This is a genomic window from Streptomyces sp. NPDC020845 (assembly GCF_044334165.1).
In the GTDB taxonomy this organism is placed as follows: domain Bacteria; phylum Actinomycetota; class Actinomycetes; order Streptomycetales; family Streptomycetaceae; genus Streptomyces.
This window is the reverse complement of the sequence record NZ_JBIRSJ010000021.1, coordinates 82897-95044: the sequence shown is the minus strand read 5'-3', so window position 1 is coordinate 95044 and position 12148 is coordinate 82897. Positions and strand designations below refer to the sequence as shown.

The window sequence follows — 12148 nt, the reverse complement described above, 5'->3', positions numbered from 1 at the left end:
AGAGCTCCGTCAGCCGGGCACCACGAACCCCGACTCGTACGCCGCGATCACCGCCTGGGTGCGGTCCCGCGCACCCAGTTTCGCGAGCACCGCGCTCACGTGTGTTTTGACCGTCTCGGCGCCGATGACCAGGTGGCCGGCGATCTCGGAGTTCGACAGGCCGCGGGCCATCAGCCGCAACACCTCCGCCTCGCGTTCGGTGAGCGCCGCCCGTTCCATCGCCTCGCGGGCGCGCTCGTTGCCGCCGCGGGCCGCGGCGAAGGACCGTACGGCCGCCGGGAACAGCAGCGACTCGCCCTCCGCGGCCAGGCGCACCGCGTGCACGATCTCGGCGGGGCGGGCGCGTTTGAGGAGGAAGCCGTCCGCCCCGGCGCGCAGCGCCTCGTAGACGTACTCGTCGTTCTCGAAGGTCGTCACGACCAGGATCCGGGGCGGGTCGGGGACCGATCGCAGCACGGCGCGGGTCGCCTCGATGCCGTCGAGCAGTGGCATCCGGACGTCCATCGCGACCACGTCCGGCCGCAGTTGCCGCACCAGCGGCACCACCGAGGCCCCGTCGGCGGCCTCGCCGATGACCCGGATGTCCGGCTGGGACTCCAGGATCGCGCGCAACCCGGCGCGCACCAGCTGCTCGTCGTCGACGAGGAGGACGCTGATCGACACCAGATCACCTTAATGCGCGTTTGTTGGTGTGCGGTCCCCTCCTTCCCGCTCAGTCTTGGCGCGCTCCTACGCGCGGGCTTCCCTCGTCACTGCTCGCTCCTCCGTCGCTGCGCGGCTCCTCAGTCCAGCCCGCGCAGCGCACCAAGACACGCTCATGCTGCCGGGCGCTTCCCCTCAGGCCATGGTCGTGGTGTGCGCGCGGCTCCGGTCCGCCGGGAGGGTTACGCTCAGGCGCCATTCGCCCTCGTACGGGCCCGCCTCCGCCTCGCCGCCCAGCAGCGCCGCCCGCTCGCGGATGCCACGCAGACCGCTGCCCAGACCCGTGCCGAGTCCCGTGCCGACGGGCGTCTCGCCCGGGCGGCCCTGGCCCGGGCCCGGCAGGGGGTTGCGTACGTCCAGTCGCAGCAACCCCGTGTCCGCGGCGACGTCGACCCGTACGGCCACCGGCACCGGGCCCGCGTGCCGCAACACATTCGTCAGCGCCTCCTGGAGGATGCGGTAGCCCTCGCGGGACACCGGTCCTGGCAGCCCCTCCAGCGGGCCGGACACCTTCGCGTCGAGCGTCGAGCCCGCCGCCCGCGCCGACTCCAGCAGGCGCTCGGCGTCGCCCAGGCCCGGGCGGTCGGCCGGGCCCCGCGCGGTGTCCTCGCGCAGCAGCCGCAGCACCCGCTCCAGGTCCTCCAGCGCATGCCGCCCGGTCTCCTCGATCGCGGCCAGGGCGCGGTCCGTGAACTCCGCCGAGCCCGCCGCCCGCGCCGCGCCCGCCTGCACCACGGCGACGGTGAGCGCGTGGCCGATGGAGTCGTGCAACTCGCGGGCGAGCCGGTTGTGTTCCAGCAGCCGCTCCGTACGCTCCTCCAGCGCGGCCAGCCGCTCCGCGGCCGACGGGCCCAGCAGGCGGGTCGCGGCCACCGTCATCAGCCTCCCGGCGGCCACGACCAGGGCCATCAGGGCGGCCAGGGGGAGCGGGGCGAGCAGCGCGTACCACCAGTGGTGGCCGTCGATCCGTACGCCCATGACCGGTGCGGGCGTGCCCTGCGACGCCGCGTCGACCAGCGCCGCCGTCAGACCGGGCAGTTGGAGGCTCAGCAGTGCCGTCATACAGCCGGCCTCCAGCCGCAGGACCAGCCACAGCGCGGTACGCCCCCGGTCGCCCCAGGACGCGGACGGCGCGGCGGCGATCCTCGGGGCGAGGTGGCCCTGCTGGTGGCGCGCATGTTCTCCGGGGGTCAGCAGCAGGCGTGCCTGCAACCCCTCGGCCAGCCGGGTGGCCGGCACCATCGCGACGGCGACCAGTGGCAGCACCGGCAGCACGGGCAGCCACAGCATGTCTGCGGGGCGGAGGTCGAAGAGCCCGGGGTAGACCAGACCGCACACCGCCGCCACCACGGCCCCCATCAGCAGATGCAGCCAGCGCGTATAGGTGACCGCCCGGGTCAGCGGGGCGAGGACGGTCCGTGCGGCGCGCGGGACACGGGCGGTGAGGGTGGCGAGGGCGGTGAGGGCGGTGGGCGATGTCGACACGTCGACCATCGTGCCCTGCGCCCCACATCCGCGCCCTCCCCCGCACGGGGGAGCACGACCCCGCTCGCGGGGGAAGCCACGGCCGAGCAGGCACGGGACCGTGGAGACCATGATCACCGCGACGTCGATCGACGTACACGAACTGACCAAGGACTACGGGGCGGTGCGCGCCGCGGACGGACTGACCTTCCGGGTGGAGCCCGGCCGCGTCACCGGCTTCCTCGGCCCCAACGGCGCCGGCAAGTCCACCACCATGCGGATCGTGCTCGGCCTGGACCGGCCCGACTCCGGCACCGCCACCGTCGGCGGCCGCCCGTACCGTGCGTACGACGAGCCGCTGCGCCACGTCGGCGCGCTACTGGACGCGGGCGCCGCCCACGGCGCCCGCACCGCCCGGGACCACCTGCTCTGCCTGGCGCTCAGCAACCGCGTCCCCGTGAGCCGGGTCGACGCCGTGCTGGAGGAGTCGGGGCTGGCCTCGGCCGCGAAGCGGCGCGTACGCACATTCTCGCTCGGCATGCGGCAGCGGCTCGGCATCGCGGCGGCGCTGCTGGGCGACCCGCCGGTGCTGATGCTCGACGAACCGGCCAACGGGCTCGACCCCGAGGGCATCATCTGGATCCGTACGCTCATGAAGCGGCTGGCCGGAGAGGGCCGCACCGTCCTGGTCTCCAGCCATCTCATGGCCGAGACCGCGCTGACCGCCGATCACCTCGTCGTGCTCGGGCGGGGCAGGCTGCTCGCCGATATGTCCATGGACGCGTTCATCAAGGAGCACAGCCGACCGCGGGTACGGGTGCGCACCACCGAGCCGGAGCGGCTGCGTTCGGAGCTGACCCGCGCGGGGCTGACCGCGGAACCGGACGGCCCGGACCACTGGACGGTCGACGGGGCCACACCGGAGGAGGTCGGCACGCTCGCCGCCCGCCACGGCATCCCGCTCCTCGAACTGGCCGACGACAAGGCGTCCTTGGAGCAGGCGTATCTGCGGCTCACCGCGGACGAGGCGGAGTACACGGCGGCTGCGCCCGCGGCCGCGTCCGAGGCCAAGGCAGCAAACACGGCAAACACAGTGAAGCAGGAGGTCTGAGAGTCAATGTCAGTCAAAGCGGTGCTGCACTCCGAGTGGATGAAGATCCGCACCCTGCGATCCCTCTTGATCGCCCTCCTCGGCGGTCTGGTGGCCACCACCGGCATCTCGGCGCTGGTGAGCGCGACCGAAGACGGCAAGCAGAGCGACTTCGATCCGGTCTTCTCCTCCTTCTTCGGCCTGGCCTTCGGACAGATCGCCGCCGTGAGCTTCGGCGTGCTCGCGGTGGCGAACGAGTACACCGGCGGAGGCATCCGCGTCTGGCTCGCCGCCGTCCCCCGGCGCGGCCTCTACTACGGGTGCAAGCTGACTGTCGTGGGCCTGTGCGCCCTGGCCGTCGGCCTGGTCACCGGATTCGCGTCGCTGCTCGTCAGCCAGGCGCTGCTCGGTGACGAGGGCGTGGGCCTGGACGCCCCGGGGGCGCTGCGCGCGGCGGTCGGCTGCGGGATCTATCTCGCCCTGCTGACGGTGCTGGCCTCGGGCGTCGCCGCCGTGCTGCGCAGTTCGGTGGGCAGCTTGGCGCTGGTCGTGCCCATCGTCACCTTCCTGTCCCCGGTGTTCGGCGCCACATCTGCCACCAGGTTCCTCCCCGACCAGGCCGGTCAGCAGGTCCTGCACACCGCGCCCGAAGGTCCGTTGGGCGCATGGACGGGGCTCGGGGTGCTGGCGCTGTACACGGCGGCCGCGGTGTTCTGCGGCCGGCTGGCGGTCGAGCGCCGGGACACCTGACGGGCGGCCAATTGCCCGGCCCCGCCCGACTGTCGCCCCTTGGCTGTCGGGCCCCGCTTGTCAGACCTCGCTTGTCAGACCTCGCTTGTTTAATGAAGTCATGACGAGCACGGCGGACCATCTGGCGACCATCGACCTGCTGCGCGCCCGGGACTTCCCCGGCCGGCGCGGCGTCGTCGGGGCCGTGGCGAGCGGCCCCGGCTTCCATGTCGCCGACCTCCGCGTCAGCGAGGACTTCTGGGACGCGGATCTGGAGCGCCTGATCGAGGTCGAGGAGGAGTTCGAGGCGGAGCTGCAGGTGCTGGTCCAGGTGTTGTCCTTACGCTGGGGCGAGCCCGAAGTCCTCGACCTGGCCGACCACTTGGAGCGTGACGCCATGGGCGAGCCGGTGCCGGAGCCGCTGCGGTCGCTGTGCGGCTATGTGGGGCGGGTGTACGGCTGGCGGACCGACGGGCGCTGGATAGGGCTCGGGATAGGACAGGGGGACCGTGAACTGCCCCTGCAGCTGGTCGCGGCGATAGGGGAGGACAGCGTGCGCTGAGCCGCCTGCTGTCAGCTGTCAGTCATCAGCCGACGGTCGTCGCCGACGGTCGGCCATGAGCCGTCAGCCGCCACCGTCGGCGTACGCGGCGGTGCGCAGCCGGCCGTACTCCTCGGCCATCGTGGTCAGGGTCCAGTGGGCGTTGAGCCCGCTGGGGTTGGGCAGGGCCCAGATCCGGGTGGTGCCGATGGTGCGCTCCTGCGGGCCGATCTTGGCCCGCTTGTCGCCGAAGGCGACCCGATACGCGGTCACCCCGGCGACGGCGAGCCACCGCGGGCGCAGCCGGGCGACCTTCTCCGCCAGGATCCGCCCGCCCTCGCGGTACTCCTCGTCGCTCAGCTCGTCGGCCCGCGCGCTGGCGCGGGCGACCACATTGGTGATCCCCAGGCCGTACCCCAGCAGCTCCTGCTGCTCGGACGGCTGGAGCCGGCGCGGGGTGAAGCCCGAGGCGTACAGGACGGGCCAGAAGCGGTTGCCCGGACGGGCGAAGTGGTGGCCGGTCGCGGCGGTCATCAACCCCGGATTGATACCGCAGAAGAGCACGCGGAGGCCGTCCGCGGCCACGTCGGGTACGAGGCGGTCGCGGGCGGCTTCCAGTTCGGCGGGGGTCATCGCGGGGTGTCCGGCCGGGTCAGAGGATCGCCCCGGGCGTGTACGCCGCCGCCTCCGGGTGGCGCTTGGCGATTTCCTCGATCCGGGCGACCACGGCGGCGACCTGGTCGGCGGCCGCGCCCGTGAAGGACAGCTTGTCGGCCATCAGCGCGTCCAGCTGGCCGCGGTCCAGCGGGATCCGCTCGTCGGCGGCGAGCTTGTCGAGCAGTTCGTTGCGCTCGGCGCCCTGCTCGCGCATCGCGAGCGCCGAGGCGACCGCGTTCTCCTTGATGGCCTCGTGCGCCACCTCGCGGCCCACCCCGGCCCGCACCGCGCCCATCAGCACCTTCGTCGTCGCGAGGAAGGGGAGGTAGCGGTCCAGTTCGCGGGCGACGACGGCGGGGAAGGCGCCGAACTCGTCGAGCACCGTCAGGAAGGTCTCCAGCAGCCCGTCGAAGGCGAAGAAGGCGTCCGGCAGCGCGACGCGGCGCACCACCGAGCAGGACACATCGCCCTCGTTCCACTGGTCGCCCGCCAGCTCGCCGGTCATCGAGGCGTAGCCGCGCAGGATCACCGCGAGGCCGTTGACGCGCTCGCACGAGCGGGTGTTCATCTTGTGCGGCATGGCGGAGGAGCCGACCTGGCCGGGCTTGAAGCCCTCGGTCACCAGCTCGTGCCCGGCCATCAGCCGGATCGTCTTGGCGAGCGAGGACGGGCCCGCGGCCAGCTGCACCAGCGCGGTGACCACCTCGTAGTCAAGCGAGCGCGGGTAGACCTGGCCGACGGAGGTGAAGACCTGCCCGAAGCCCAGGTGCCCGGCGATCCGCCGCTCCAGCTCGGCCAGCTTGGCCGTGTCGCCGCCCAGCAGGTCCAGCATGTCCTGCGCGGTGCCGACCGGGCCCTTGATGCCGCGCAGCGGGTAGCGGGCCAGCAGCTCCTCCAGCCGCCCGTAGGCCACCAGCAGCTCGTCGGCCGCGGTCGCGAAGCGCTTGCCGAGGGTCGTGGCCTGCGCCGCCACGTTGTGCGAGCGCCCGGCCATGACCAGCTCGGCGTGTTCGGCGGCCAGCTTCCCCAGCCGGGCCAGCGTCGCGACCGTACGGTCCCGGACCAGCTCCAGGGAGAGCCGGATCTGCAGCTGCTCCACGTTCTCGGTCAGATCGCGGGAGGTCATGCCCTTGTGGACGTGCTCATGCCCGGCGAGCGCGTTGAACTCCTCGATCCGCGCCTTCACATCGTGCCGGGTGACCTTCTCGCGCTCGGCGATCGAGGCGAGGTCGACGGTCTCCAGCACCCGCTCGTAGTCGGCGAGGGCGGCGTCCGGCACCTCGATCCCGAGGTCCTTCTGGGCACGCAGCACGGCGAGCCACAGCCGCCGCTCCAGCGTCACCTTGTACTCGGGGGACCACAGGACGGCCAGCTCCGCCGAGGCGTAGCGGCCGGCCAGGACGTTCGGGATGCGCGGCTTACCAGTCACGGGGAGACAGTCTACTGGGCGTATACGCAGGCCAGCGCCGTGGCCGTGGTCACGCCTGGTCACGCCCGGACGCCGCTGGCCCAGCGCTCGTACGGCGGCCCCTCGGCTTGCGTGCAGGAGCGGCCCAACCTTCGTACGGCGGCCCGGCCTTCGTACGGCGGCGGCCCAGCTCCGGTCAATCTGCGGCTCAGCCCTCGTACGGCAGCAGCTCGGCCCGCTTCGGCGGGCGCCCGTCGCCCGAGGAGCGGCCCGTCAGCCGTCGGCCGATCCACGGGCCGAGGTGTTCGCGGGCGAAGCGCGCGTCCGAGGCGCGCCGAGCCACCCAGCCGGGCTGTACGGCGGGCGGCAGCGGCGCGTTCCAGTCGGCCTCCGGCTCGTGTCCCAGCGCCTGCCAGACCGCCTCGGCCACCCGGCGGTGCCCCTCGGTGTTCAGGTGCAGCCGGTCGTCCGCCCACATCCGCGGATCGCCCAGCGCCTCGGAGGCGAAGAGGTCCACGACGATCGCGCCGTGCCGCGCCGCCAGCTCGTCGATGAAGGAGAACAGCCGCTCCATCCGCGGCAGGAACCGCACCAGCACCGGCCCGCGCCGCCCCGGGCTGCGCATCAGCACCAGCTGCTTGCAGCTGGGCGCCAGCCGCCCCGCGGCCTCCTCCAGCAGCCCGCAGACCCGCTCCACATCGCATGTGGGCCGCAGCACGTCGTTCAGCCCGCCGACCAGCGTCACCAGGTCCGCGCCCATGGCCGCCGCCGGGTCCGTCTGCTCGTCGACGATCTGCCCGATGAGCTTGCCGCGCACGGCGAGGTTCGCGTAACGGAAACCGGGGGTGCGGGCCGCGAGGCGCGCCGCGAGCAGATCGGCCCAGCCTCGGTAGGAGCCGTCCGACAGCCCGTCGGACATGCCCTCGGTGAAGGAGTCGCCGATGGCGACAAAGCTGGTGTAGGTGGTGTTCATCCGCATGGCGCGGGTGATCCTATCCCGCGGAATCCCGTAGGCTCCCGCGGGCTGCGCGCGGCGGCGGGCGCGCGCATGATGAGCCGCATGGGGATGATGACCAACATCTACTTCGAGGGCGGGGCGCGCAACGGCACGACCGCCAGCTGGAACCTGGAGCCGGGCGCCGACATCTACGACGACAACATCTTCCGGCCGCCCGAGCTCTACCGGCGGACCAGCAGGACGAAGGTCATCGGGCGGATCGAGTACACGATTTTCCGCTATGACCCGTCCGCCACCCGGCCCGCCTAAGGCGCACGCGAAACCCGGCCCGCGCGCGCCCCGCGCGCCCGGCGGATCCCTCGGTTGGCCCGCGCCGGGTTCCGGATGGGGCGCATCGGGGCAGTCTGGTCGGCGTGGATGCCTTTGAATGCGACCGTACGACCATGGCCATCGTGGCCGCCGCGCTCGCCGACGACGGAGAGGGGGCCGTCGCCCTGCTGGACCCGCTGGAGCGGCGGGACGTGTGCAGAGTGGCCGTCCGGCTGGCAGCGATGGCCGCCGACGCGCTGCTGGCCGTGGCGGAGGAAGGGGGCGGGGGCAAGGCCGAGGCGCTGGCCCACTGGCAGGCGTGCATCATCGCGCACGAATCACGGCGGGACGAGTGACCCCCCTTTTTTCAGGGCTCGGTTCTCCCCCAGCTACCGCTGGGAGGTGCCCCCTGCCGAGTGTGCGCGTGCGTCGCGTCAGGCGACCAGCTCGCGCAGTACGTCCTCCATGGTGACCAGGCCCTCCAGGAGCCCGTCGGGTCCGACGACGGCGGCGAGGTGCGTGCGGCTGTCGCGCATCGCGGTCAGCACGTCGTCCAGCGCCGTCTGCGGCCGCACCCGGGCGATCGAACGCAGCTGATCGAGGCGGAACGGCAGGTCGCGCGGGCGCGCGTCCAGCGCGTCCTTGACGTGCAGATAGCCCAGGATGCGCCCGGAGTCGTCGACCACCGGGAAGCGTGAGAACCCGGACGTCGCCGCCATCCGCTCCAGCTCCTCGGGCGTCACCCCGAGCCGGGCGGAGACCACCTGTTCCAGGGGCAGTACGACATCGCGCACCCGGCGGCGGCTCAGTTCGAGGGCGTCCCGCAGTCGCTCGGTGGCCCGGTCGTCCAGCAGCCCGGCCGCGCCGGAGTCCACGACCACCCGGGCCAGTTCATCGTCGGAGAAGGTCGCCGAAACCTCGCCCTTGGGCTCCACCCGCAACAGCTTCAGCAGGGCGTTCGCGAAGGCGTTGACAGCGAAGATCACCGGGCGCAGGCCGCGCGCCAGGGTGACCAGCGGCGGGCCCAGCAGCAGCGCTGTGCGCACCGGCTCGGCCAGCGCCACGTTCTTGGGCACCATCTCGCCGAACAGCATGTGCAGATACGTCGCCGCGGTCAGCGCGATCACGAACGCGACCGGGTGGACCAGTCCGAGGGGCAGCCGCACCGCGTGGAAGACCGGCTCCAGCAGATGCGCGATGGCCGGTTCCGCGACGGCGCCCAGCACCAGCGTGCACAGCGTGATGCCCAGCTGAGCCGCGGCGAGCAGCGCGGAGACATGCTCCAGGCCCCACAGCACGGCGTGGGCCCGCCGGTCACCCTGCTCGGCGCGCGGCTCTATCTGGCTGCGCCGCACCGAGATGAGGGCGAATTCGGCGCCGACGAAGAAGGCGTTGACGACCAGCGTCAGCAGGCCGACCAGCAGCTGGAGCAGAGTCATCAGGCCGCCCCCTCACCGTCCCCGCCGTGCCTGGCCTCTCCCGCCTCCCCGGCGTACGGCAGCGGTGCCCGCAGCCGTACCCGCGCGGCCCGGTGGCCGGAGTCGTCGACCACCTCGATGCCCCAGCCCGCCACCTCCAGGGCATCGCCCCGCACCGGGATCCGGCCGAGCTCGGTGGCCACCAGCCCGGCCAGCGTCTCGTACGGGCCGTGCGGCACCCGCATCCCCACCGCCGCCAGCTGGTCGACACGGGCCGCGCCGTCCGCGTCGTACAGCATCCGGCCCTCCGCGCCCGCGCCGACCGGGGCCAGGTCGGGTTTCTCGTGCGGATCGTGCTCGTCGCGGACCTCGCCGACCACCTCCTCGACGATGTCCTCCAGGGTGACGACCCCGGCCGTGCCCCCGTACTCGTCGATGACCACGGCCATGCTGCGCTCCCCAGAGAGCCGGTCGAGCACCCGGTCCACGGTGAGCGACGCGGGGACGAGCAGCGGCTCGCGCATCAGCTCCGACACCGGGTGGCGGAGCCGCTGCTCGGCCGGGATGGCGAGCACGTCCTTGATGTGGGCGGTGCCGACGACCGTGTCCAGGCTGCCGCGGTAGACGGGGAAGCGGGACAGGCCCGTGGCGCGGGTGGCGTTGGCGATGTCCTCGGTGGTGGCCCGTACGTCCAGGGCGATGACCTGCACCCGTGGGGTCATCACGTTCTCCGCGGTCAGCTCTCGCAGGTTCAGGGTCCGTACGAACAGTTCGGCGGTGTCCGCCTCCAGGGCGCCCTCCCGGGCGGAGTGCCGGGCCAGCGCGACCAGCTCCTGCGGGCTGCGCGCCGAGGCCAGCTCCTCGGCGGGCTCCAGGCCCATCCGGCGCACCGTGCGGTTGGCGGTGTTGTTGAGATGGGCGATGAACGGGCGGAAGGCGGAGCTGAAGGCGCGCTGCGGGGTGGCGACGGCCCGGGCGACGGGCAGCGGGCGCGAGATGGCCCAGTTCTTCGGGACCAGCTCACCGACCACCATCAGCACTATCGTCGACAGCGCCGTCCCCACCGCCAGCGCGACCGAGCGGACGGCGGAGTCCGGCACGCCCATCGCCCTGAGCGGGCCCGCCAGCAGCACGGCGACGGACGGCTCGGCGAGCATGCCGACCACCAGGTTGGTGACGGTGATGCCGAGCTGGGCGCCGGAGAGCTGGAAGGTCAGGCTGCGTACGGCCTTCAGCGCACTGGCCGCGCCCCGCTCCCCGCGCTCGACCGCCCGCTCGAGCTCGCTGCGCTCGACGGTGGTCAGGGAGAACTCCGCCGCGACGAACCCGCCGCAGGCCAGTGCCAGCAGGAGCGCCACGGCCAGGAGGAGCACTTCGGTCATCGGTTCACCGTTCCTAGGGGCTGAGCGGGAGTGAGTCCTGGTGCCAGAACTCGTGCTCAGCCGTGTGCCCCGAACGGTTGTGGGCACACTGGTCCCCCGCTTTCGCTCCGCATCCGGCGCCGGCGGATCGTGTCCGTGGCCCGGGAATGCGGGGTCGGGTTTCCTCACGCCCCAGGACACCCGATACGGCCTGGACGGTCCGATGCCCCACAGCATCGCTCCGGTGCTGTGGGGGTGGTGTCGTCCGTCGCCGGATCGGGCATCCCAGGGCGCGTCGTCCGATCGCCACGGCGGCGGCGTCGTGGCGGGTGGTCTTGCGGGTCTTGGTGGTCAGGGGCCGTTGCCAGTGCTGGGCGCCCCAGCGGCTGGTGCAGGCGGGATCGACGGCCACGAGGGTGATGCCGAGTTCGGTGGCCATGGAGATCAGTCTGCCACGCAGCCTGCTCACGGGCATGCCGGAGACCAAGCGGCGGAAGCGCTTGCGCCGCCTGTGCTTCTCCCGGGTCTTCTCCGCCTGGAAGTCCAGGTCCTCGATCGCGATGGCCAAGCGGTGGCGTTGGGCCCGGTGCAGGAGGCGGACGAGGGCATGCCGCACCTGCGCGTCCCGGTGCGGTGCGATGCCCGTGAGGTCGTAGTCGAACCTGCGGGGCTCGCCGACAGGGTTGCCGTGGACGTCCAGGCGCCAGCGGCCAGATGACCGGCGTTCTCGCGCAGCCCGCCCATCCCCCGCCTCCGCCCGGTAGCGAAGAACCTGTCACCACACCCAGCGAACACCTCCCACGCAGGTCACGCATTCGATACAAGAACTCCCATTCCCCCCAAGACTCGGGGCACCGTCGTGGGTGCGCTTACGACTCGGTTCGCGATTGAGGTCAGGGCGTGTTGGCCTGACGGGTCGGTTGGTAGGTGATCAGCAGGCCGCCTGTCGGGCGAGCACCAGTTCGGTGCTCGTCGAGCGGCGCGTCGTCCTTCGGCTTCTTCGGTGGGGCGCTGACCTGGTCGGGAAACGCGTTCGCCGGGCCCCGGCAACCCTCGTCGACCTCGGCTGTCGCCTTAGGGCGGAGCCTGAGTTGCTCGGCGATGCCCTCGGTGCGCATCGCGGTCTGGTCATGCATCCGGCCCGGGCGGTCCGCGCCCGACCGCAGCAGGCGTCCCTGACCGTCGCTGATGGTGGTGGTCTTGATGGTGTTCTGCTTCTTCTCTCCGGAGACGAAGGCCCGCCGTCCGGGCCGGTCGGCCTTGGGGCGGCGGACCTGGGTATCGGCGCCGTCGATCCGCAGCCGGATCCCCTTGGCCTCGGCTTAGGCGAACACGTCGGCCAGAGTGCGCAGCCGGACGCTGGGGCGGTCGGGGACGGCGAAACCGCGTGCCGCCAGCAGCGGGCGGATCTCGGCGATGGCCCGGCAGTGTGGAGCGGGCGGTACCGTACAGCGCGGCGAGTGCGGAGTGCGGAAGCCCGGCGCGAAGGTGGACCAGGGTGACGAGCAGGC

13 protein-coding genes and 1 pseudogene are annotated in these 12148 nt (G+C 72.7%); 5 read left to right on the top strand and 9 right to left on the bottom strand.

Features of this window, described 5'->3' with window-relative positions; genetic code table 11:
- Positions 1–9: 9 nt before the first annotated feature.
- Together ACH4U7_RS43625 and ACH4U7_RS43620 are read right to left on the bottom strand one after the other, a co-directional pair.
- Positions 10–663, bottom strand: a complete 654-nt coding sequence (locus ACH4U7_RS43625) for a response regulator (protein WP_385616273.1) — start codon at positions 661–663, stop codon at positions 10–12.
- Positions 664–837: 174 nt separating this feature from the next.
- Entirely contained in the window at positions 838–2196 is a 1359-nt protein-coding gene (locus tag ACH4U7_RS43620; RefSeq protein WP_398533320.1) for a sensor histidine kinase, read from the bottom strand.
- Between the two features lie 100 nt (positions 2197–2296).
- Here ACH4U7_RS43620 and ACH4U7_RS43615 point away from each other — a divergent pair, with 100 nt between their 5' ends.
- The 3 genes from ACH4U7_RS43615 (at position 2297) to ACH4U7_RS43605 (ending at position 4547) form a co-directional block, all read left to right on the top strand.
- A complete protein-coding gene (locus tag ACH4U7_RS43615) occupies positions 2297–3277 on the top strand; it encodes an ABC transporter ATP-binding protein (RefSeq protein ID WP_398533319.1) in 981 nt (326 codons plus the stop codon).
- 6 nt (positions 3278–3283) lie between these two features.
- On the top strand, positions 3284–4006 hold the full coding sequence (locus tag ACH4U7_RS43610) for an ABC transporter permease subunit (protein WP_398533318.1): 723 nt from the start codon (positions 3284–3286) through the stop codon (positions 4004–4006).
- A 100-nt stretch (positions 4007–4106) separates the two neighbouring features.
- On the top strand, positions 4107–4547 hold the full coding sequence (locus ACH4U7_RS43605; protein ID WP_398533317.1) for a hypothetical protein: 441 nt from the start codon (positions 4107–4109) through the stop codon (positions 4545–4547).
- Positions 4548–4610: 63 nt separating this feature from the next.
- On the opposite strand, the gene mug is transcribed toward ACH4U7_RS43605, so the two are convergent.
- The 3 genes from mug to ACH4U7_RS43590 form a co-directional block, all read right to left on the bottom strand.
- Positions 4611–5159: a G/U mismatch-specific DNA glycosylase gene (gene mug, locus ACH4U7_RS43600; RefSeq protein ID WP_398533316.1), complete on the bottom strand. Its 549-nt coding sequence runs from the start codon at positions 5157–5159 to the stop codon at positions 4611–4613.
- A gap of 19 nt (positions 5160–5178) precedes the next feature.
- Complete coding sequence (purB, locus tag ACH4U7_RS43595) at positions 5179–6612, bottom strand: adenylosuccinate lyase (protein ID WP_398533315.1); 1434 nt, start codon at positions 6610–6612, stop codon at positions 5179–5181.
- Between the two features lie 187 nt (positions 6613–6799).
- The gene (locus ACH4U7_RS43590) at positions 6800–7570 is read right to left on the bottom strand and encodes an SGNH/GDSL hydrolase family protein (protein WP_398533314.1); all 771 of its coding nucleotides are present in this window, start codon (positions 7568–7570) and stop codon (positions 6800–6802) included.
- An 81-nt stretch (positions 7571–7651) separates the two neighbouring features.
- Between ACH4U7_RS43590 and ACH4U7_RS43585 the strand changes: the two genes are divergently transcribed.
- Both ACH4U7_RS43585 and ACH4U7_RS43580 read left to right on the top strand, forming a co-directional pair.
- Complete coding sequence (locus tag ACH4U7_RS43585) at positions 7652–7858, top strand: hypothetical protein (RefSeq protein ID WP_014181417.1); 207 nt, start codon at positions 7652–7654, stop codon at positions 7856–7858.
- A gap of 134 nt (positions 7859–7992) precedes the next feature.
- Complete coding sequence (locus ACH4U7_RS43580; RefSeq protein ID WP_014181418.1) at positions 7993–8214, top strand: hypothetical protein; 222 nt, start codon at positions 7993–7995, stop codon at positions 8212–8214.
- Positions 8215–8292: 78 nt separating this feature from the next.
- Here the strand turns inward: ACH4U7_RS43580 and ACH4U7_RS43575 are convergent, their stop codons facing one another.
- The 4 genes and pseudogenes from ACH4U7_RS43575 to ACH4U7_RS43560 all read right to left on the bottom strand — a co-directional run bounded on the left by ACH4U7_RS43575 (position 8293) and on the right by ACH4U7_RS43560 (position 11932).
- Positions 8293–9297 (bottom strand): hemolysin family protein, encoded by a 1005-nt coding sequence (locus ACH4U7_RS43575; RefSeq protein WP_398533313.1) that lies wholly within the window; start codon positions 9295–9297, stop codon positions 8293–8295.
- The gene (locus ACH4U7_RS43570) at positions 9297–10658 is read right to left on the bottom strand and encodes a hemolysin family protein (protein WP_398533312.1); all 1362 of its coding nucleotides are present in this window, start codon (positions 10656–10658) and stop codon (positions 9297–9299) included. Before ACH4U7_RS43570 ends, ACH4U7_RS43575 begins: the two co-directional genes overlap by 1 nt.
- A gap of 13 nt (positions 10659–10671) precedes the next feature.
- Positions 10672–11369: pseudogene (locus tag ACH4U7_RS43565) on the bottom strand (IS200/IS605 family accessory protein TnpB-related protein); the annotation flags it as partial.
- Between the two features lie 161 nt (positions 11370–11530).
- Entirely contained in the window at positions 11531–11932 is a 402-nt protein-coding gene (locus ACH4U7_RS43560) for a transposase family protein (protein ID WP_398533415.1), read from the bottom strand.
- Positions 11933–12148 lie beyond the last annotated feature (216 nt).